This window comes from Glutamicibacter sp. BS14, assembly GCF_056934375.1.
In genome coordinates, this window is sequence record NZ_CM167801.1 from 2,576,235 (window position 1) to 2,596,541 (window position 20,307).

Annotated in this window: 17 protein-coding genes, 2 tRNA genes and 1 other RNA gene; 6 read left to right on the top strand and 14 right to left on the bottom strand. The window is 62.2% G+C overall.

The genetic code is table 11. The features are described from left to right. Positions 1 to 8 precede the first annotated feature (8 nt). From AC1Z36_RS12225 to mptB (AC1Z36_RS12255), 7 genes are all read right to left on the bottom strand, one after another. On the bottom strand, positions 9 to 203 hold the full coding sequence (locus AC1Z36_RS12225) for a hypothetical protein (protein ID WP_402734861.1): 195 nt from the start codon (positions 201 to 203) through the stop codon (positions 9 to 11). A 68-nt stretch (positions 204 to 271) separates the two neighbouring features. Further along, positions 272 to 1,873 (bottom strand): ABC-F family ATP-binding cassette domain-containing protein, encoded by a 1,602-nt coding sequence (locus tag AC1Z36_RS12230; RefSeq protein WP_105657791.1) that lies wholly within the window; start codon positions 1,871 to 1,873, stop codon positions 272 to 274. A 186-nt stretch (positions 1,874 to 2,059) separates the two neighbouring features. Next, positions 2,060 to 3,163, bottom strand: a complete 1,104-nt coding sequence (locus AC1Z36_RS12235; RefSeq protein WP_105657790.1) for a GTP pyrophosphokinase — start codon at positions 3,161 to 3,163, stop codon at positions 2,060 to 2,062. Between the two features lie 84 nt (positions 3,164 to 3,247). Further along, positions 3,248 to 4,018: a DUF2637 domain-containing protein gene (locus AC1Z36_RS12240; protein WP_105657789.1), complete on the bottom strand. Its 771-nt coding sequence runs from the start codon at positions 4,016 to 4,018 to the stop codon at positions 3,248 to 3,250. Between the two features lie 130 nt (positions 4,019 to 4,148). Continuing rightward, a complete protein-coding gene (locus AC1Z36_RS12245) occupies positions 4,149 to 5,252 on the bottom strand; it encodes a VanZ family protein (RefSeq protein WP_105661237.1) in 1,104 nt (367 codons plus the stop codon). A gap of 57 nt (positions 5,253 to 5,309) precedes the next feature. After that, positions 5,310 to 6,785, bottom strand: a complete 1,476-nt coding sequence (mptB, locus tag AC1Z36_RS12250) for a polyprenol phosphomannose-dependent alpha 1,6 mannosyltransferase MptB (RefSeq protein ID WP_146112887.1) — start codon at positions 6,783 to 6,785, stop codon at positions 5,310 to 5,312. Between the two features lie 5 nt (positions 6,786 to 6,790). Then, the gene (gene mptB / locus AC1Z36_RS12255; RefSeq protein ID WP_402741325.1) at positions 6,791 to 8,341 is read right to left on the bottom strand and encodes a polyprenol phosphomannose-dependent alpha 1,6 mannosyltransferase MptB; all 1,551 of its coding nucleotides are present in this window, start codon (positions 8,339 to 8,341) and stop codon (positions 6,791 to 6,793) included. Between the two features lie 184 nt (positions 8,342 to 8,525). On the opposite strand from mptB (AC1Z36_RS12255), the gene orn reads away from it, so the two are divergent. Next, entirely contained in the window at positions 8,526 to 9,137 is a 612-nt protein-coding gene (gene orn / locus AC1Z36_RS12260) for an oligoribonuclease (RefSeq protein ID WP_105661234.1), read from the top strand. A gap of 158 nt (positions 9,138 to 9,295) precedes the next feature. Further along, positions 9,296 to 9,371 (top strand) — tRNA-His (locus AC1Z36_RS12265). A gap of 97 nt (positions 9,372 to 9,468) precedes the next feature. On the opposite strand, the gene AC1Z36_RS12270 is transcribed toward AC1Z36_RS12265, so the two are convergent. After that, positions 9,469 to 10,032: a DapH/DapD/GlmU-related protein gene (locus AC1Z36_RS12270; protein ID WP_105657784.1), complete on the bottom strand. Its 564-nt coding sequence runs from the start codon at positions 10,030 to 10,032 to the stop codon at positions 9,469 to 9,471. A gap of 332 nt (positions 10,033 to 10,364) precedes the next feature. Here AC1Z36_RS12270 and AC1Z36_RS12275 point away from each other — a divergent pair. From AC1Z36_RS12275 to def, 3 genes are all read left to right on the top strand, one after another. Then, positions 10,365 to 10,440: transfer RNA gene (locus tag AC1Z36_RS12275), tRNA-His, on the top strand. A gap of 831 nt (positions 10,441 to 11,271) precedes the next feature. Continuing rightward, positions 11,272 to 12,420 carry an acyl-CoA dehydrogenase family protein gene (locus AC1Z36_RS12280; RefSeq protein ID WP_181148860.1) on the top strand — a complete coding sequence of 383 codons (1,149 nt, stop codon included), beginning with the start codon at positions 11,272 to 11,274 and terminating at the stop codon, positions 12,418 to 12,420. Between the two features lie 24 nt (positions 12,421 to 12,444). Further along, positions 12,445 to 13,017, top strand: a complete 573-nt coding sequence (def, locus tag AC1Z36_RS12285; RefSeq protein WP_105657783.1) for a peptide deformylase — start codon at positions 12,445 to 12,447, stop codon at positions 13,015 to 13,017. Between the two features lie 12 nt (positions 13,018 to 13,029). Here the strand turns inward: def and AC1Z36_RS12290 are convergent, their stop codons facing one another. From AC1Z36_RS12290 to AC1Z36_RS12305, 4 genes are all read right to left on the bottom strand, one after another. Beyond that, positions 13,030 to 14,076 carry a winged helix DNA-binding domain-containing protein gene (locus AC1Z36_RS12290; protein ID WP_388021954.1) on the bottom strand — a complete coding sequence of 349 codons (1,047 nt, stop codon included), beginning with the start codon at positions 14,074 to 14,076 and terminating at the stop codon, positions 13,030 to 13,032. 322 nt (positions 14,077 to 14,398) lie between these two features. Beyond that, entirely contained in the window at positions 14,399 to 15,856 is a 1,458-nt protein-coding gene (locus tag AC1Z36_RS12295) for a glyceraldehyde-3-phosphate dehydrogenase (protein WP_105657779.1), read from the bottom strand. A 219-nt stretch (positions 15,857 to 16,075) separates the two neighbouring features. Next, positions 16,076 to 16,431: RNase P RNA component class A (rnpB, locus tag AC1Z36_RS12300), an RNA gene on the bottom strand. Between the two features lie 72 nt (positions 16,432 to 16,503). Continuing rightward, positions 16,504 to 17,946, bottom strand: coding sequence for a dihydrolipoyl dehydrogenase family protein (locus AC1Z36_RS12305; protein WP_105661232.1), 1,443 nt, complete (start codon positions 17,944 to 17,946; stop codon positions 16,504 to 16,506). 117 nt (positions 17,947 to 18,063) lie between these two features. Between AC1Z36_RS12305 and AC1Z36_RS12310 the strand changes: the two genes are divergently transcribed. Continuing rightward, the gene (locus tag AC1Z36_RS12310) at positions 18,064 to 18,843 is read left to right on the top strand and encodes a YaaA family protein (protein WP_483561965.1); all 780 of its coding nucleotides are present in this window, start codon (positions 18,064 to 18,066) and stop codon (positions 18,841 to 18,843) included. A gap of 74 nt (positions 18,844 to 18,917) precedes the next feature. Here the strand turns inward: AC1Z36_RS12310 and AC1Z36_RS12315 are convergent, their stop codons facing one another. Further along, positions 18,918 to 19,301: a VOC family protein gene (locus tag AC1Z36_RS12315; RefSeq protein WP_483561966.1), complete on the bottom strand. Its 384-nt coding sequence runs from the start codon at positions 19,299 to 19,301 to the stop codon at positions 18,918 to 18,920. A 12-nt stretch (positions 19,302 to 19,313) separates the two neighbouring features. Then, positions 19,314 to 20,267 carry a Nif3-like dinuclear metal center hexameric protein gene (locus AC1Z36_RS12320; RefSeq protein WP_105657775.1) on the bottom strand — a complete coding sequence of 318 codons (954 nt, stop codon included), beginning with the start codon at positions 20,265 to 20,267 and terminating at the stop codon, positions 19,314 to 19,316. Positions 20,268 to 20,307: the final 40 nt, after the last annotated feature.

Here is a 20,307-nt window from a genome sequence, read left to right on the forward strand (position 1 = left end):
GTCGCCGGTCACCCGGAGGAACAGGCAAGCCGCATGACCCCGAGGTCGAGGCTGGTGCTCGACGCATTCACCCCGGCAGGGTCCAGCAGCGTCCACTGGGCGTTGATCTCATCGGAAACCTGTGCGGCGCAGCCGGCCAGCGCGCTGGCAAGCAGCAGCCCAGCGCCTGCGATCCGCGGTAATTTGCGTCCAAAAACACTCATGGCTTGGCAGCTCCCTTTGAAGATGGTGATCTGCCAAGCCTACGAGAGCTATTGCGCGTTGTCAGGATTTAAGTCAGCGAAACCAATTCCAGGTAATCCTCGTTGAAGAGGTCCTCATCGCCATCAGGCAGGATGACCACGCGCTCAGGCTGCAACGACATCACTGCGCCCTCATCGTGGGACACCATGACCACGGCACCCGGGAAGGTGGACAGCGCGCCCAGCACCTCGGCGCGCGAGGCAGGGTCGAGGTTGTTGGTCGGCTCATCAAGCAGCAGCACATTGGCGCTGGAAGCCACGATGGTGGCCAGGGCCAGACGGGTCTTCTCGCCGCCGGAGAGCACGCCGGCCGGCTTGGTCACGTCGTCTCCGACGAACAGGAACGAGCCGAGGATCGAGCGGACGTCGGCATCGTTCAGGTGGTCAGGCGCGTTGCGGCGCATGTTCTCCAGCACGCTGGCTTCCGGATCCAAGGTGTCATGCTCCTGGGCGAAGTAGCCGATCTTCAGGCCGTGGCCCGGAATGATCTTTCCGGTATCGGGTTCGGAGACACCGGCGAGCATGCGCAGCAAGGTGGTCTTGCCGGCACCGTTCAGGCCCAGGATGACAACCTTCGAGCCGCGGTCGATGGCCAGCGAGACATCGTTGAAGATCTCCAGCGAGCCATAGGCCTTGGACAGGCCTTCGGCCATGAGCGGGGTCTTGCCGCAGGGAGCCGGATCCGGGAAGCGCAGGGCTGCAACCTTGTCGGAGGCACGCTCCTCCTGCAGCCCGGAAAGCATGCGATCCACGCGCTTGAGCATGGACTGCGCCGCCGAGGCGCCGGAGGCGCGGGCCTTCATCTTGTTCGCCTGGGTCAGCAGGACCGAAGCCTTCTTCTCGATGTTGGCGCGCTCGCGCTTGCGGGCACGCTCATCGGTTTCGCGCTGGATCTTGTAGCGCTTCCAGTTCATGTTGTAGACATCCACCACGCCGCGGTTCGCGTCGAGGTTCAGCACCTTGTTCACGGTGGATTCCATCAGGCCGGTATCGTGGCTGATCATCAGCACGCCGCCGGGGTAGTTCTTGATGAAGTCGCGCAGCCACATGATCGAGTCGACGTCCAGGTGGTTGGTCGGCTCATCGAGCAGCAGGGTCTCGGCGTCCGAGTAGAGGATGCGTGCCAGCTCGACGCGGCGGCGCTGTCCACCGGACAGGGTGCGCAGCGGCTGGTCCAGGATGCGGTCCGGCAAATCCAGGTTGGCGCAGATGGCGGCCGCTTCGGATTCGGCAGCGTAGCCACCGGCAGCGATGAATTCTGCTTCCAACCGGTCGTACTGGCGCATGGCCTTGGCGGAGACGGCAGCGTCCTCGCTGGCCATGTCCTCGCGGTTCTGGGCCAGCTTGGTGACCACCACGTCCAGGCCGCGGGCGCCAAGGATGCGATTGCGCGCCAGCTGCTCCATGTCAGGGGTCTTGGGGTCCTGCGGCAGGTAGCCGATGGAGCCCTTGAAGGTGACCTCACCCGAGGCTGGCTGGGTCTCGCCGGCGAGGACCTTGGTCATCGTCGTCTTGCCGGCACCGTTGCGTCCCACCAGTCCGATCTTGTCGCCCTTGTCGATGCGGAAGTTCACTTCGTCCATCAGCAAGCGGGCGCCGACGCGTAGCTCAAGGTTGGCTACGGAAATCATATGGTGTGGCCCTTTCATGCGGGTACAAGAATTGTGCGGCCCACAAATTGGGCAACTTGACTATTCTACCGGCCAACCACGCCGTGGCCTGCGGAACGTGCACAAACTAACAGTTTGGGGTTGAGCTGGCTAAAGAATCGAAGCCCGCACTTCCACCGCAGTGGAAATCCGGGCTTCGAATCGAAATTATTCCTTGTCGCTGGGTTGCGATCGGTAATCCATCATCTGGATCAGGCGGCGGCGCAAGGAGGCTTCGCGGCGCAGGTCCCCGCCGCTGGTCTTGTCGATGTGGTCCTTGCCGAAGCGCCAGAGCAGCACGTCGTCCAGCAAGCGGTCCGGACCCGGCGAGTACCGGTGGTCCAGCGCCGCACGCACATCGGTGACCACATTCGCATCCAGCAGCTGCGCCAGCTGCCAGGTCTGGTCGATGCCGTGGGAGCCGAGCAGCTCGGCGGCCCAGGACCAATCGTCATCGCGCTTGCGGTCCACGTGCGGCAACAGCGTCTGCCATATTTCGCCGATCTTCTCGCCGGTCAACGGCTCGGATCCGGCGCCCTGCTGGTCGTGGTAGCCGTTCAGGCGGTGGTACAGCTCGTCGATGTCCGTGAAGTAGTCCTCCACGGTTTCCAGCATCGCCGCGGTGGCGGTGAAGTGGCGGTCGATCTGCGGATTCCAGGCGGCCTCGCCGGGATGCTTGAAGCGGATGTCGTGCTCCATTTCGGACCAGGCATGCTGCAGCACGGTGCGGATCTGCACTTCGAAGACGAAGTTGCCGCTGGCTACCACCGGCTTGCCCAAGGCCTCCTGGAATTTGCGCACGATCGGCTCGCTGCGGGTCTTGAGCAGCAGGTGGCGCGAGGAGTAGCCGTAGGTGCCGGACTCCACCGAGCCGATGTCCTTCTCCCGGTCGCTGCGGCAGTCGAAGGAGTCGCGGTGCGACTTGATCAGGCTGGCCACCTGCTGGATTTCATGGGGCAGCATCACGATGATGCGGATGCCCACCATGTCGTGGATTTCGCGCAGCGGGTTGGGGAATTCCAGCACCGGGGCGGTCTCGGAACTTTCCTGCAGCCGGCGCGAGGCCTTGGCCGCGAAGGACTGCGGCGATTTCACCCGGCCGGTAATGAACAGCGGTTGCACCTCGGAATTCGCGAACAACCGGCGGATCTTCGCCTTCATGGCCGACATGACGGTATTGAGTTCGCCGGTCACAGACTTGTACTGCTCAACGGCGGCCGCAATCTGTTCGGAGAACTCGTCGTTCGCCTGGCCCTGCGCCGGATCCATCATTGATGCCTCCTGGATGCTAAAGCGTTCCTGAAAATGCTGTCCTCATGCTCATGCCCTGGCGCCAGCCGGGTGCGGCGACGGCCCTTATGGGCGGGAAAGGCGCTTAGCCATGTCGTCGAACAATGGCGCCTTGTCCTCGGTCTTCTTCTGCGCTGCAGGCTTGGTTTCCTTGGCTGGCTGCGCGTTCTGCTTGATCGGGGTGACCTTCGAGTCCGATCGGCCGGCCGCGATGCCTTCGGCGCGGGCTCGGGCCAGCGCGTCCTGGTGATCCTGTTCCAGGACCGATAGGCGTTCTTCCTCGGCGGTCTTGGTGTCGGTCAGCGCAGCGTTGTAGCCATCATCATAAGCGACGCCGTACTTCTCGGCGTTTTCCTGCTCTTCGTTGTATTCCAGCTCAGCGCGCAGCTTCGCGGCTTCGGACTTCTTCTGGTACATGTGCACGGTCAGGTGGGTGATGGCCAGCAAGACGATTGGCGGCATGGCGGCAACCAGCGCGGAAACCAGCGGCGGCACTCCGTTTTCGATCGAGTCCACGGTCAGGATTGCGTGGGTGGAGTTCGCCGCGGTGGAAACGATCGCACCGAAGAACAGCAGCGACCACGGGTAGATCATGGCCTTGCGATGGAAGCCGTTCAGGGCCACGATGGCCACGGTGGCGGCCACGATCATGCCGTCGATGATGATTGGCCAGATCCAGGCCAGGCGCGGGCTGATGCCCGAGCGTTCGGCCAGGTCGGTCAATGCAGCGAACGAGAGCACGAATGCGCCGATGGCAATGAGGACCGTCGCGCCTACGGCCGTGCCTAGGACGGCGCGGTGCGGTTCGGCCGGGACCTCTGGTTTGTTATCTTCCATGCTGCTGAGCAGACCTAACTTTTGGGAATTATCGGTATGTCTTCAAACGCGAGTTTGCTGGACCGCACCCCAGGCGCAGACCACCGCGTTCCATTTTAGCGTGCGCCTTGCGTTGCTGGGGCGCCTTGGCTCAAAGGGCGCGACGGTCGATGAAACCGGTACCGCTGATTTTTCCGGCCAGCCCCCGGTGATTGGCCTCGAAGATGAAGTAGAAGGCGCTGATCGCGATATAGATCACAACGAGCATGTTCAGCAGCGGGTAGGGCGTGAAGTCGACCATGCTGGTGGAAATCTGGAAGAGGAAGTTAATCCCGCCAAATCCGAGCAGGCTGCGCAGCAAGGCCCGGCCGGCCGGAGCCGGTTGCCCCTGCCCGTCGGTGAGCATCAGCCAGGCACAGCGCTGGCCGAGGGTAGCCCGTCCCGGCGCCAGGCTCGGCAGCCAGAAGACGCAGAAGACCACGAGCAGCGGAAGCCAGAAGTTCATCCACTGTTGGCCGAACTCCGGGGCACCCAAGCGCTCCAGGAGTTCCAGTGCAGCGCCGATGACGAAGAGCACGGCCGAGGTGAAGCCTGCATCGAAGATGTTGGCCAGTGCGCGGCGGGCGCGGGTGACCGGCCGCGCCGGCGCGTTGGCCGCGTCCGCTTCCACCGGACCGGACAGGAAGCGGAACATCGGAAGGTAGGCGATCATCGCGCCCAGCAGCGCGCCGGCAGTGTTAGTGATCAGGTCATCGACGTCGGCCACGCGGTAGGCGCAGGTGTACAACCCCCAAATAGCGGTGTACTGGGTCAGCTCGATGGCCAACGAGGCCGCGAAGCCCAGCAAGACGCCGGTGAAAATGTTGCCGCGCAGCCAGCGCACGGCCAAGATGCCCAGGGGCATGAACAAGATGATGTTGAACAGCACCTGCCACAGCGTGAAGCTGGTGGCGAAGCCGCTCAGCCCGCGCTCCACGATGGCCACCCTGAAGTCGTCGACGAAACGGCCGGGCACCAGTTGCGGGATGGCCACCCCGGGACGGCAGAATTCGTCGCGCGTGGCCGGCAGCGGAAGCATGGTGTAGCTGAAGAGGCCGAATCCGTAGACCGCTGCGGTTGCGGTGGTAATGGTGCGGCGCCAGGACAACCGTCCATGCCGGCGGTATTGCACGGCCAGCAGGAAAACGCCGGCGGACGCCAAGAAGAGGGCGCCGCCGAGAATGGCGATTGCCGCTGGCCAGAACATTGTTTGCATATTTCTATCTAAGCGGAATATTCCGGGAGAAAGCTGGGCTGCAGAATGTGACCTTGGCTATGCTTTCGGCCCGCGCAGCACTTTCCTGGTTCTGGCATCGGCAGTGAAGAGGCCGATGAACAAGCCCGCTACGAGCACGCCAGCCAGGGTCTTCATCAGCCAGGCCGAGTGCCACTGCTCGATGGAGAGCTGGTCGACGAAAACCGCCACCAGGATCAGGCTGGATACATAGATCATCAGCTTTTCCGATCCCCAGGACACCTTGTGCGAAATGGCGAACAGCGCCATCAGCCACAGGATGTACCACGGCTGGATAATCGGAGCCAGCAGCACCACCGCCGAGAGCGCCCACGCCGCTAGGCGCACCGGGCTGGAGGTGTCCTTGGCCAGCGCCAGGCGCGCCACAATGGCCAGCGCGATGACCTGGAAGACGCCCACCACGATGGCATTCACCAAGGAGATATCGGCGCCGAATATGCCAGCGAGATTGCTCAGGGACCAGCCGATCAGTCCCACGGGAGCGTACGGGAACGCCGCATCGCCCGCGGTGAACATGGCAAGCAGCCAGCCGAACCAGAGGTTGGTGACCGCACCGATCAAAAGCAGCCAGGTCAGGGAGAGGGCCGCGACCTTGGCCCAGATTTTCCACCTCTCGCGCATCGACGGGCTCCTGCCCAGCAGGACCAAGCCGATAAAAGGCAGCGCCAGCAGCACGATCGGCTTGACCGACACGGCTATGGCCAGCGCCATCGTGGCGGCCATGGGACGGCGGTCGTAGGCATAGGCGAAGGCGCTGAAGACACCGGCGATCATCAGCGCGTCGTTGTGGACGCCGCCGATCATGGTCAGCAGGAACAGCGGATTGCCCACGATGGCCCAGTTGGCCCAGTTCGCGCTCTGCCCCATTTTCTGCGCCAGCTTCGCAGTGAAGTGATAGCAGCCCCAGACACCGAGCACGGCAATGACGCGCAGCAGGCCCACGCCGATTTCGGGAATGCCGTTGGAGGCGAAGTAGATGATGCGGGCGAGCACGAGGAAGAACGGACCATAGGGCGAGGGCGATTGCGCCCACAGGCTGTCGGATCCGCCATCGAACCAGCCCGGAAGCGCGGACACGCCTTCGGCGTACGGGGATTTGCCGGCGTGCAGCATGCGGCCCTGGGCCAGGTAGGAGTAGACGTCGCGGCTGAGGATCGGGAAGCTGAGCATCAGCGGAGCAGACCACATGGCCAGCACGCGGGCCAGTTCCCGCCCGGTAATCTCACCGGCAGCCTGGACCCATGGCCGGGCCAGGATCCAGGTTCGGGTCAACCAGACAATTCCCACGGCCATCAGCACGATGCAGCTGATGACACCTGGCACTTCGGTTCGGAATTCTATGAAGAAGCCGCTGCGTGCCAGCGGGGACAGCTGGTTGCGCGGGAACCAGCCGATCCCCCAGGAGGCGACGGTAATCATGGCCGAGGCGGTGAACCCTTGCCATGATAGTGACCGCAGGCTTGCGCGCTGCGGTGCCAGCTTCGGCTGCTCCACTGCCACTAGGCTTTCTTGCTCTTCTTCAGCCAGTTGGTCGAGCTGAGCAGATCAGCGCAGATGTTCTTGGTCTTCGGATCGAAGAAGACAAGGTACAGGGCGCAGGCGATGGAGATGCCCCAGGAAATCAATTGGACGCGTGGAACCAGGGAATCCTGCAGGAACTGCCAAACGAAGATCTGGTCAGCGGCCTGGTAGGCCAGGAAGAAGATGGTGGTCAGGTGCAGCCAGAGCATCTGCCAGTCATCGCGCAGGCCGGTCGCGGCGAAGAACGGCAGCAGCCACAGGAGGTACCACGGCTGGATCACCGGGGAGAGCACGACAATCGCCGCGAAGGCGATGGCCATGCGCTGCACCAGGTGCGAGTGCTTTCCTCGGAAGATCAAGACAAAGGCGATGGCTACGCCGACCAGGCGGCCGAAGAGCTTGGCCGCGGGCAGGATCCACTCGGTGGACAGCCCGATGGCGGAGACCAGCCCGCTCAGCGCGATGACCGCAATGCCTACCGGGGAGAAGATGGAGTATCCGGTACCGGTGAAGAGCATGACCTTCAGCCAACCGAACCAGTAGCCATTGAGCCACCCAACCACGGTCATCAGGGCCAGGAAGATCATGCCGGTGTAGAACCAGTAGAGGATGCGGCGCGGCCAGGCAGCATTAGGCCCTGCCCAGAGCAGGCCGATAAACGGCAGCAGTACCAGGGTAATCGGTTTGACCCCCACCGAGGCCGCCAGCACCACGATGGCCCAGAAGCCGTAGCGCTTGCATGCCAGGTAGACAGCCCAGACCGACAGGCCGGTCATCAGGGCATCGTTGTGCGCACTGGCCACGAAGTTCACCAGGAACAGCGGGTTCGCCACGGTCATCCAGGCGGCTTTGGCCCCGGAGACACCGTGCAGTTCGGCAAGCTTGGGCACGTAGCGCAGGCAGAGCAGCACGCCGATGAATGCAATGGCGCGGAAGGCCAGGACCGCCGCGTCGGTCGAAGGGCCAGTCAGCTTGACCACGAGGAATTCGATGCTCAGGTAGAGCGGGCCGTAAGGGGTGCCGTCCTGCGCCCACATGGTGTCGGCACCGAGCTGGAACCAGTTATTCAGCGAGGATATTCCGTCAACATAAGGATCCTGCCCGGCATCCACCAGCCGGCCTTGGCCGATGTAGGCGAACACGTCCCGGCTCATGATCGGCAACGTGACGAACATCGGGATGCTCCACAGCCAGACCGCACGGCGGACCACCTTCAGCGAACCCTCGCCCCAGCCCTTGAGCTTCTGGCCCAGGCGCCACCAGGAACGGAAGAGGACCCAGCAACCCAGGGCCAGCAGGATCACGCAGGTGATCACGCCGGCGGGTTCGGTGCGCAGCATGATGAAGAACGGGTCGCGGTTCAGCGGGGATACGCTGGCCAGCCACCCGGTACCGAAGGATCCGAAAAGGATCAGGGAGGAACCGATGACGCCGCTGAGAAGGGTCCTATTCACTCCAGCGTAGGGCGGGGAGCTCACTGCTGCTGGCTTGCTGGCTGACACACTGACACCTCGGGCTGTAACGGACATGAGTTCGAGAGTAATTAAGCCAGCGTCGCATGTGCCGCGCCCTTGCAAGCAGGCAATTCAACAGCCGGAAATCTCAGACGATTTTAGCATCGAGCACGCGTCCAGGCCGGTTGAAACACTGTCCTTCCGCCGTGCGACGAGGGTGCGCTCCCCCACAGCGCTGCTTGAAGTGTAGATTGGTTACGTGGCTAGTAACTCAGAAAAAATTGTATGGATCGATTGCGAAATGACCGGCTTGGATCTGGTTAACGACGCATTGATCGAAGTAGCAGTGCTCATTACCGACTCCGATCTGGAGATCGTCGACGAGGGCATCCAGGTAGTCATCAAGCCCGAGCCGGCAGCTCTGGCGCAGATGGATGATTTCGTTCGCAATATGCATGTGGTTAGCGGCCTGCTGCCCGAGCTGGAGAACGGCATTTCCATGGAGGAAGCCCAGCGCCTGGTGGTCGACTACATCAAGAAGCACGTTCCGGAGCCGAACAAGGCGTTGCTGGGCGGCAACTCGGTGGGCACCGACAAGAACTTCTTGGCACGCGATATGCCTGAGGTCATTGAGCACCTGCACTACCGCATTATCGACGTGTCGACCTTGAAGGAGCTGAGCCGCCGCTGGTTCCCGAAGGCGCACTACGGCGCTCCAGCCAAGACCGGCAACCATCGCGCACTGGGCGACATCCAGGATTCGATCAACGAGCTTCGCTACTACCGCGACGCCATCATGGTGCCGGCGCCGGGGCCAACCTCCGATGAGGCCAGGAAGATCGCCGCCGGGATCACCCAAAGCGCCGGCTAACCGCTAAACGAAGGCCCCGGCGCATTGGTGATGCACTGCACAGTGCCCCAGGGGCCTTCCGATTGGCACCAAGCGCGGAATTGTGTGTATAGTATTTCTCGTTGCCAGATACGGAATTGGTTCGCAAAAGCGTTCTGACTAGTAACGAAGCAAACATGGTGGGTATAGCTCAGTCGGTAGAGCGTCTGGTTGTGGTCCAGAAGGTCGCGGGTTCAAACCCCGTTACTCACCCCAGAGACAAAGACTCGATCCAGAACGAAAGTTCCGGATCGAGTCTTTTGCTTTACCCGCACGCCTGGCAACGCCGCCGCTCAGCTGACGAGCCGCAGAATTAGACCGTGCGCACCACCCTGGCTGGCGAGCCAACCACAACAGCGCCGGCAGGTACGTCTTTCGTTACGACCGCGGCGGCAGCGACAACTGCGTTCTCGCCGATCGTGACACCGGAAAGTATGGTCGCGTTCGCGCCAATCCAGACGTTGCGCCCAATGATCACTGGAGCCGGAATCATATCCGCCCGCCGAGCAGGTTCAAGATCGTGATTAAGTGTTGCCACAACGACGTTGTGCCCAATCAAGCACTCATCCCCGATACTGATGCCGCCTTGGTCCTGGAATTTGCAGCCAGCATTGATGAAGACGTTTTTCCCCAGTTCGATATTGCGGCCAAACTCCGAGTTGAACGGCGGGAATAGCACCACCGAGTCGTCAACGTTCGTTCCGGTCAGCTGCCGCAGCAAATCCCGCACTTGCCCTGGGCTGCGGTAGCCGTCGTTCAGCTCCGCGCAAATGCGCAGCGCGTCCTGGCTTGTGCTATGCATGAGCGCATGCAGCGGCGAACCGGCGGTAATTCTCTGGCCAGCATTCAAGGCTTCCAGAAGATCGTCAATGCCCAAGAATTCCCCCCATCATCAATTCTTCACGGTGGCTCGAACTATATCGGCTTCCACCGTCGATGCCTAGCGCAGCTGTGCCCCGGACCCGCGGCAAAGCCATTCCCTAAGGTACTGCAAGCAAAGGGATGATCACGGCACGGGGATCCATCTCATGAGGCAGTTCAGCGGCGAGCAACAGCCCCACGGCCATGAATAATGAGCATCCCGTCACAATCCCGGAAATGGCTCCATGCGAATTGGTATTTCCGGCCTGGATACGTGTATAGTATTTCTCGTTGCCCGGTACGAGATCATGAGCACTACAGCTTCTGACTAGTAACGAAGTAGACATGGTGGGTATAGCTCAGTCGGTAGAGCGTCTGGTTGTGGTCCAGAAGGTCGCGGGTTCAAACCCCGTTACTCACCCCAGATCGAAAGACCTGGTTCGGAATGGAAATTCCGAACCAGGTCTTTTCTCGTTTCCGACGCCTTGAAGCGCAATCAGCAAGGCACCGGGCCTCGTTGATTCCAGACCGAACATCTGGAATCCAGAGGCACTCGCCACCAGTCCCCGCCAGCGAATCCGACACGGCGTTCAGCATCGCGCCGCTAGCCGCCAACCCGCCTTCACCGCCGGCAATTGCCACCGCATGGAACCACCAGATGCCCAGGCACCCTGCCGACGCCGAAAAGATCGCTTCCATGGCACAGGTCGGGCGCCTCGACGCGATCGCACGCAACCCTGCCAGCAGTCTCGAAACAAGCGGATTCCATCAAGCGGCAACCGGGTCGATTTCGCGTGGAGTGATCCGCAACCCGCGGGACAGTCCAGGGTTGCATTATTGGCACTGCCCGCCCCTGCATAACGAGCCACTTGCCTCCCCTAGGCCCCTATTCGAAGTATCACTGTCTCCGGTGAAGCCAACGCCATCACGCACGGATGCCGGTTGCAGATTCGTCGCCGACAGGACCGATTGAACAGGCAGTTCGAACCTGCCGGCGAGCGCAGTGCTGCCCGGATGCGGTGTTAAGTCATATTTCGGTGGCTAGGAACACGGATTCGAAACTATGTTCGAATGCGTTGTGTTTTGGGGTCTACCCCCGTGTTTTTCGAGACTTTTTGCGTTATCTAGTGACTTGAATCGTTGTTTGCCCTGGCGAATAGGCACGCATTGGCCTGAGCGACCATAATGGATGATGTACTTCGGCAAGCCAGTGAGCTTTATGCCTTCGTTCCATCCACCGAAAGGTACTCCCCCTGTGAAACGCGCGCTCTTTGAAGAGGACCACGAGCAGTTCCGTGAACTGGCTACGGAATTCAACGCCCGGGAGATTTCCGGTAAATACGCTCAGTGGGAAAAGGATCATCAGATCCCCCGCGAGGTGTGGCAGTCTGCCGGTGAAAACGGCCTGCTGGGTCTTGCAGTGCCTGAGCAGTTCGGTGGCATGGGCATCGATGATTACCGCTTCCGTGTAGTGCTTGATGAGCAGCTCGTGCGTTCGGGGCATCTGTCCGTAGCCTTGGCCTTCCACCTGCACGACGACCTGGTGCTGCCGTACCTGCTCTCCTACGGCTCTGCCGAGCTCAAGGCCAAGTGGCTTCCACGCATGGTCGATGGCTCCACCATTACCTCCTGCGCGTTTACCGAGCCTGGCGCTGGATCTGACCTGCGCGCGGTGCGCACCAAGGCGGTCCGCGATGGGGATGACTGGCTGATTAGCGGCCAGAAGACTTTCATCGGCAATGCTGCGTTTGGCGATGCCGCTCTGGTGCTTGCGCGCACCGATGGCGAGAGCGGACGTGCGGGCGAGCAGTCATTCTCGCTGTTCATGGTCGAGCGTTCCGAGGGGTACACCAACGGCAGCCCCTTCGACAAGATTGGGCTGCGGGCTTCTGATACCGCTGAGCTGTTCTTCGACGATGTCCGCGTCTCGTCTGCGGATCTTGTTGGCGAGGCTGGACAGGGCCTGTCCTATGTCAAGGCGCAGCTTCCCCAGGCCCGTCTGGCTATTGCCGTGGCTGCCTCGGCGATCTGCACCGCGTCCTTCGAGCAGGCGCTGGAGCATGCGAAGAACCGCTCGACCTTTGGCCAGGCGCTGACCGAGTACCAGAACACCCGTTTCGAACTGGCTAACCTGAAGACTGAGGCGCATGTCACCCAGAGCTTCGTGGACCGGGCCGTCCTGGCATTCAACGACGGCGAGCTGGATCCTTCCGAGGCTGCCGAGGTCAAGCTTTGGGCTAGTGAGAGCGCTAAAAAGCTTTCCGATCAGGCATTGCAGCTGCATGGCGGCTATGGCTACATCATGGAGTACCCGATTGCCCAGTCCTTCACTGCCTCCCGCTTGCTGACCATCTTTGGTGGCACAAGCGAGATCATGCGTGAAACTATTGGACGAGCACTCTAAGCACTTTTGAAAGGAACCGATCACGTGCCTATTCGGCAGATCACTGTTTACGGAGAACCTGTACTTCACAAGCGTGCGGTGGAGGTCACCGAGTTTGATGGCGCCTTGCGCGAGCTCGTTGCCGATATGCACCTCACCATGGATGAAGCGCATGGCGTGGGCCTGGCGGCTCCGCAGATCGGTTTGGGCCTGCGCATGTTCACCTACGTCTTCGCGGACCAGGACGATGCTCCCGAGCGGGGCGTAGTGATCAACCCCAAGCTGACGCTTTCAAAGGTGTCGCAGGCTCCCGCAGATGCTGATGACGACTCCGAGGGCTGCTTGTCCGTGCCCGGGTTGAACTACCCGCTGCAGCGTGCCGACTATGCGAAGGTGGAGGGTTTCGACGAGTTCGGCAATCCGATCTCTTTCGAAGCGCACGGCTGGTTCGCGCGCATCATGCAGCACGAGTACGACCACCTTGATGGCTACCTCTACGTGGACAAGTTGCAGCCACGCTGGGAGAAGAAGTGGAAGAAGGCCAAGAAGGCTCTGGGTTGGGGCGTGCCTGGCAACACCTGGTTGCCGGGTACCGATGAGGATCCATTCGGCCACTAGGCCTCCCGCCGCCTACCGGGCAGTCTTGAAGTCCAGATACCGCTGATGCAGCGCCGCACCGATTTTGCCGGTGGGCGCTGTTTCTGCGTTCCAGAGCTTCGAAGCCCTGCCTTGTTCTAGCCAGAAGGGCAGGAACATGCCGTTCTTGCCGGGCAGGATCTGCGCAGCCATCTGCTCGTCGGCTACCAGCGTGCGATTCGCGTAGCCCAGGTAGTACTCGTCAAAGGGACCGAGCAGGCGCAGTGGCAGCCCGGTGGGCTCCATCGCTTCAAGCTCCCGGTGGGCGCGGCTGCCGGCGATGACCCAGTAGCCCTCCCCGCGCTCATCGCTTCCTGCGCTGGACAGCAAGCCGCCGAGTGCTTCTGCGGCGGTTCTCATGGTGGTCAGCGTCTGTCCCGTGTACCAGGCTGCGTCGCGAAGGGTAGCTGGCCCATGCGAGTGCAGGTACCGGCGCAAGAGTTGCGCCAACGGATCTCCTGGTTCCCGGTGACTTGCAATCCATTCATCCACGAGCACGAAGTCCTGCGCGATGAGTTTCGCGTCTTGTGGAATGGGCCCCTGGCAGATCAACCCGTCCAGGACGAGGACCTGCAGGATAACCAGTCCTCGCTGCTGGCCGGTCTCCATTCCATTCTGGTTCAGTGCCTTGAAGAGCGCGGAGCGGCTGGCTTGCCCGTGCTCCTGCAGATGCGCGCTGATGATGCCAGCTGCCTGGTCAATGTCCTGGGTGCCGATCTGCAGTCCCCGCATCCGTGTGGCCGAGGAGCGCAAGGTGCGTTCACGTGTTGCGCGAGTCATCCAGCGCGCATCTTCGGCCAAGCAGATATGCAGCGTGCCCCGCATGGTCCATGACCGCACGAGCCGGCCTTCGCTGAAGAGCGCATCGACTTGCTGGCGGGATTCTTGCGCTGCGGAGCGCTGAGCCAGCGCGTAGCGTCCTGCAGCGAAGTCCTGGGACTGGAACGCGAGCATGTGTTCTGCGGCCTGCAGTACGGATTCTGCCGGCTCCAGTAGCAGCTGGCTCGCCATGCGCGCCGCCAGCGTCCGGGTACTGTCCATTAACCAACCTCGATCCAATGGTTGATGGCCTAAAGCCTAGCAGTGCGGGGGTCCAGAGATGCCCGCGAAGCGGCGCACCTGCAGCCGCCGTTGACGCAGGGACGGCGCAGGCTCAAGCGGACCTCCACGCCCGGATGCGCGCAAAGGTCGAGACCTGCCTGGACTTTGCTGGAGAGGTGCTGGCCAGGTACTGGTTCTCGTTGGCCCCCTGGACCCGGAAGGTCCTTTGGAGGGCTTCGTGCCACCCGGATGGAATAGCAAAAGGGACCATCCCAGCGCGCAATGCGTTGGGATGGTCCCTTCAGCTGCAAGCAGCGAGGTCCTAGGCGGTGACGGCTTCAGCCTTCACTGCAGGCACTGCAGCCGGGTGGGTGCCGGCCATCGATTCGATGACGCGCACAACCTGGCAGGAGTAGCCGAACTCGTTGTCGTACCAAACGTAGACGACAGCGTTCTTGCCGGACACGATAGTGGCCAGGCCGTCAACGATGCCGGCGCGGCGCGAGCCGACGAAGTCGGTGGAGACAACCTCAGGCGAATCGATGTAGTCGATCTGCTTGTGCAGGCTGGAGGTCAGCGAGGTTTCACGCAGGTAGGCATTGAGCTCTTCCTTGGTGGTCCCGTTCTCCAGGTTCAAGTTCAAGATCGCCATGGAGACATCCGGGGTCGGTACACGGATCGCGTTGCCGGTCAGCTTGCCTTCGAACTCCGGCAGGGCCTTGGCCACTGCCTTGGCGGCACCGGTTTCGGTGATCACCATGTTCAGCGCTGCCGAACGGCCGCGGCGCTCGCCCTTGTGGAAGTTGTCGATCAGGTTCTGGTCGTTGGTGAACGAGTGAACGGTCTCGACGTGCCCGTGGGTGACACCGAACTTGTCGTTCAGGGCCTTGAGCACTGGGGTGATGGCATTGGTGGTGCACGAGGCAGCGGTGACGATCTTGTCTTCTGCGGTGATCCACGAATCGTTGATGCCGTGGACGATGTTCTTCAGATCGCCCTTGCCCGGTGCGGTCAGCAGCACGCGGGAAACGCCCTTGGCGGCCAGGTGCTGGGACAGTCCGGCCTCATCGCGCCAGCGGCCGGTGTTGTCCACCACGATGGCGTTGTCGATGCCGTGTTCGGTGTAGTCGACGGTGGTCGGGTCATTCGAGTAGATGACCTTGATCAGGGTGCCGTTGGCGAGGATCGTGCTGTTTTCCTCGTCGACCGTGATCGAGCCTTCGAAGCGGCCGTGCACCGAGTCGCGGCGCAGCAGCGAAGCGCGCTTGACGATGTCGTCATCCGAGCCCTTGCGGACCACGATGGCGCGCAGGCGCAGGCCGTAGCCGCCACGCTCGATCAGGATGCGGGCCAGCAGGCGTCCGATGCGGCCGAAGCCGTAGAGGACAACGTCCTGGGGTTCAGCGTCGGTTGCGCCGGCCTGGCCAACCTTCTCGCCCAATTCATCAGCCAGGAAAGCGTTCAAATCAGCGGAACCGGATTCCTTGAACTTCTTGTTCACGCGGCCGAGGTCAACTGCTACCGAACCGACGTTCAGGGCCTCGATGGCATCCAGGATGGCCTTGGTGTCGTTCAGGTCGAGCTCTTCGCCATCGATGCGGCGCACTACGCGGTGGGCCTTGATGATGTCGATGGCGGACTGGTTGATCAGCTTGCGGCCGTAGACGGAGGTCACCACATTGTTCTTGCGGTACAGACGTCCGATCAGTGGGATCATGGCCTCGGCGAGCTCTTCGCGCCCGCTCCATTCTTGCTGGGCAACGACAGACTGCTGGGTCACAGAAAATCCTTCCAATTCAGCCGACTCGCAGATCCATAAAGTCGGTTGGCACCGTGGGAAGCACCATTGCTTTTGCGGTGGCACGAGGTAACAGGATCATCCTCGTAAGTACATGATCCATTCTAGACCGTGCGCAGAAAAACTGAGGATCGGGGACTGTGAATCATCTCACCAGCGCACTAAAGGCTGATGCCGGCGCAATCGCAGGGAGGAAGAGTGTGAATGGGATGGCCGATACGCCGGGTTTTGTCGCGCCGAAGCGGGACGGTCATCTATCTACGACTGCCGTTGCCGGCAGCCTCTAGCGGTCCACCCGACTGCATGGGGCGAACAGCCCTCATGACGCAGTCTGTCTGACCTTGCTCCGAGTGGGGTTTACCTAGCCACCCCAATCGCTTGGGGTGCTGGTGGTCTCTTACACCACCGTTTCACCCTTACCAGGAAAACCTGGCGGTCTATTTTCTGTGGCACTAGCCTGCGGGTTACCCCGAGTGGGCGTTACCCACCACCCTGTTCTGCGGAGCCCGGACGTTCCTCGGGGCAATTGCTTGCCACGCGACCGTCTGGCCATCCCATTCACTACCAGTCTAATGCGTTGGGCGCGGCCTGCAGACCACTTCCGAACGCTGATTCGGTCACAGCCAGGTTCACCCGAACCGCAGCGCCTCAAGCAACCGCAACCAGATTTCGCTGATCGTCGGATAGGCGGGGACCGCATGCCACAGCCGGTCCAGGCTGACCTCGCCGACGATCGCAATGGTGGCCGCATGCAGCAGTTCCGCGGCATCCTGGCCAGCGAAAGTGGCGCCGACGATCACCGAACGCGCCTGGTCTATCACCAGCTTGGCCCGCCCGGAATACCCGTCGGCGTGCAGGCTCGCCCCGGCCACCGCACCCAGATCGTGCTCGATAACCGAAATCTGCAGACCGGCGTCGCGGGCCTGGCGTTCGGTGAGTCCGACCGCGGCGATCTGCGGATCGCTGAAGACCACGCGCGGCACCGCATGGTGGTCCGCCGTGGCCGCATGCCTGCCCCAGGGCGCATCGAGAACCCCGGTTCCATTGATCCTCGCGGCAATGGCCTCGCCCGCGGCCCGGGCCTGGTACTTGCCCTGGTGGGTCAGCGGGCTGCGCCCGCTGGCATCTCCCACGGCGTAGAGCCAGTCGGTGCCCGCCACGAGCATCGTGTCATCGACCTGCAACCGCCGGGACGGGTCCACCCCGAGTGCTTCGAGTCCCAGGTTCCCGATGTCCGGCCGCCGCCCGGTGGAGACGAGCACTTCCTCGGCTTCCACGAGGGATCCTCCGGGCAGCTGGAGGCCGGCTATCCCGTGCTCATCGCGGTGGACCTGCAACGGAGTGGTGTCCTGGTGCACCACTACCCCGGCCTCGGCCAGCGACTGGGCCACCAGCTCGCCGGCGAACGGCTCTTCGCGGCCCAGCAGCGACCCGCGGGCAAGGATGGTGACCTTGGAATCGAGGGAGGCGAAGGCGAATGCCAGCTCCACCCCGGCAACTCCGCCACCGATGATGGCCAGCCTTGGCGGGATCGCCTTGGCCGCAGTGGCCTCCCGGGTGCCCCACGGCCTGGCTTCAGCCAATCCCTCGATCCCAGGCAGAACTGGAGTGGATCCGGTGGCCAGGACTACGGCCCGGGCCGAGTACTCGCGATCCGCCACCTGCACCAGGCCGCGCCCGGAAAGCCGCGCCCGGCCGCGGATCAACTCGATGCCCGCCGAGCGCAGCCACCGTTCCTGCCCGGCATCATCCCAGTTGCTGGTGAAGGCGTCCCTCCGCGCGAGCACCGCCTCGGGATCCAGCGCACCAGTCACCGCTTCGCGGGCCCCAGGAACCCGGCGTGCCGCGCGCAGCGCATCGCCGCTGCGCAACAGGGCCTTGGAAGGCATGCATGCCCAATACGAGCATTCCCCGCCCACCAGCTCGGATTCGACGATGGCCGCCTTCAGGCCCTGCCGGGTGGCATAGTCGGCGGCGTTCTCCCCGGCCGGCCCGGCGCCGATCACGATCACATCGAAGTCGCAGTGCTGCCCGGAGGCAGTTTGGCTAGCTCTTGAGTTCTGCTGGGGCATGCTCTGTCCTTACTCTGCGTGAAGCGCTGCTGGGTAGTGGGTTCAGCCTAGCCAGATCTGCTCTGCGGGTACATGCCCTGGGCAGAAGATCAGATGAACTCCGATAAGCTGGAACGCGTGCTTATTCTGTTGCCGCCTTCCGAAGGCAAGACCGCCCACGCCGAAGGTTCTCCGTTCGAAATCGAGGACCTGTCTTTTCCGGAGCTTTCCGGGGAACGCCGCCTGGTGCTTGACGCCCTTGCTGAAGTCTCAGCACGCGAAGATGCCATGGACCTGCTGGGAGTCGGAGCCTCGCTGGCCAAGGAAGTAGCGCGGAATATCAATCTGCACACCGAGCCCGCAGCCAAGGCGCACGATATCTACTCGGGCGTGCTCTTCGAGGCCCTGGACTACGCAAGCCTGGATGAAGCAGCGCAGCGGCGCGCCGATGAATCCATCATCGTGGTCTCCGCCCTGTGGGGTGCCGTGCGTTTCGGCGATCGCATTCCGCCCTACCGCTTATCCATGTCGGTCAAGCTCGAGCCGCTGGGCAAGCTGGCCACCTGGTGGAAGAAACGCCTGGCTCCGGTGCTGGATGCGGTGGCCGGCGACCAGCTGATCGTTGACGCGCGATCGAGCACCTATGCGGCCGCCTACAAGCCGGCCAATGGCAACACCGTTGCGGTCAACGTCTTCCAGATGCGCAATGGGATCCCGAAGGTGGTCTCGCACTTTGCCAAGCACACCCGTGGCGAGGTCGCCGGTTTCCTGGTCCAGCAACCGGTCGCACCGGAAAACCCTGGAGAATTGCTCGAGCTGGTCCAGACCAAGTGGGAAGCGTCCCTCGTCGAAGACAAGAAGGGCTTGGCGCTGAACATCCTGCTGCCGGAGGACCACCAGTTCACCACAGTGAATTAGCGTCCTTGGGCAAGTCGCCGAAGGCGGCTGGTGCCCTGCCGATGAAGCGTGCTGGCATGGCTAATGCGGCTTCGTCAAAGCGCTGCGACTAGTTCAATCTCGAATCCGGCAGCATCTTCCAAATACGCCGCGTAGTGCTTTGGTCCCCCGGCGTACGGGTGCAGCTCCGGGAACATCAGGGTGAACCCGTGATCCAGCGCCTGGGCAGCCAACGTTTCCACCGCCTGCCTGGTTCCAGCATGGAAAGCCAAATGGTTCAGCCCGGGAGCCAGGCGGTCATGCCGCTGCCTTTTGGCATCCGGTCCGGATTCCAGGACTATATAGAATCCATCGCGGGCATAGCTGATGCCATCAGCCCATTGGGAATCCACCACATAGCCAAGGCGAGTGAGCAGCCAGCCCAGGGAAGCTGTACTGGCTGCCAAATCCTCAACCCATATTTCCAGATGATGCAGCATGGAACTCACTGACTACGGAGTCAGCACGAAGTCCCATGGATCGGAATTCACTTGGGAAACCTCGATCTCCACGGTGTGGCCAAGATCGTTGAGCACATTGCCCAGGGCGCGGGCACCAGCCGACAGCCAGACCCATTCCGAAGCGAAGTGGGAGACATCGATCAGGTAAGGGAACCCGCCGTTGGCAGCTTCGCGTGCTTCGCTTGCCGGGTGGTGACGCAGATCAGCAGTCACGTAGACATCGGCCTGGTGCGAGCGCACCGCGTCAAACAGGGAATCGCCGGCACCGCCGCAAAGGGCGACCTTCCGGATGATGCCTGTACGGTCTCCGGCGACACGAACACCGCCAGCCACCGCTGGGAGCACGGTGTAAACGCGTTCAGCGAAATCCTCGAGCTTCATCGGCTTCTCCAAGAAGCCCACCCGCCCCAAGCCTTCTTCTGGCAGTCCATCCTTGGACTCGATCAACGGCACGCAGTCCTTCAGCCCGAAGGCATCGGCGAGGGCGTCGTTGACTCCCCCGATGGCGCTGTCGGCATTGGTGTGCGCCGTAAGCAATGCGGTTCCGGATTCGATCAGGCGGTGAATGGCTTCGCCCTTGAAATTGGTGGCGGCAACCTGGGTGACTCCGCGCAGGAGCAATGGGTGGTGAGTGATCAGCAGATCGGCCCCACGCTCGATTGCATCCTCGATCACCTCCAGCGTTGGATCAACAGCCATCACGATCTTGGAAATCTGCTGGCTGGTACGTCCGGTCACCAAGCCAACGGCATCCCAATCTTCGGCCAATGATTTTGGCCAAAGTTCCTCAGCTGCTTCAAGGACGTTACCCAAGGTGGTCTGCGGAACCGAGGTGTCTTCCACCGGTTGCTCAGGCGTTTCTCCGGTAACGGGCTTGAGCGTCGAGGCATCCAGGGAATCGCTGCTCTTCCCCAGGTCTTGCGAGTTATCTGCCTTGCTCTGCATACCCACCACCCTACGCGGTGGGTATGGGGATGGAACAGAA

What these genes read in the sequence shown, in the direction of transcription:
- AC1Z36_RS12225 (WP_402734861.1), bottom strand. Translation starts at nt 203, where the DNA reads ATGAGTGTTTTTGGACGCAAATTACCGCGGATCGCAGGCGCTGGGCTG.
- AC1Z36_RS12230 (WP_105657791.1), bottom strand. Translation starts at nt 1,873, where the DNA reads ATGATTTCCGTAGCCAACCTTGAGCTACGCGTCGGCGCCCGCTTGCTG.
- AC1Z36_RS12235 (WP_105657790.1), bottom strand. Translation starts at nt 3,163, where the DNA reads ATGATGGATCCGGCGCAGGGCCAGGCGAACGACGAGTTCTCCGAACAG.
- AC1Z36_RS12240 (WP_105657789.1), bottom strand. Translation starts at nt 4,018, where the DNA reads ATGGAAGATAACAAACCAGAGGTCCCGGCCGAACCGCACCGCGCCGTC.
- AC1Z36_RS12245 (WP_105661237.1), bottom strand. Translation starts at nt 5,252, where the DNA reads ATGCAAACAATGTTCTGGCCAGCGGCAATCGCCATTCTCGGCGGCGCC.
- mptB (WP_402741325.1), bottom strand. Translation starts at nt 8,341, where the DNA reads ATGTCCGTTACAGCCCGAGGTGTCAGTGTGTCAGCCAGCAAGCCAGCA.
- AC1Z36_RS12290 (WP_388021954.1), bottom strand. Translation starts at nt 14,076, where the DNA reads ATGGACAGTACCCGGACGCTGGCGGCGCGCATGGCGAGCCAGCTGCTA.
- AC1Z36_RS12305 (WP_105661232.1), bottom strand. Translation starts at nt 17,946, where the DNA reads ATGCCCCAGCAGAACTCAAGAGCTAGCCAAACTGCCTCCGGGCAGCAC.
- AC1Z36_RS12315 (WP_483561966.1), bottom strand. Translation starts at nt 19,301, where the DNA reads ATGCTGCATCATCTGGAAATATGGGTTGAGGATTTGGCAGCCAGTACA.
- AC1Z36_RS12320 (WP_105657775.1), bottom strand. Translation starts at nt 20,267, where the DNA reads ATGCAGAGCAAGGCAGATAACTCGCAAGACCTGGGGAAGAGCAGCGAT.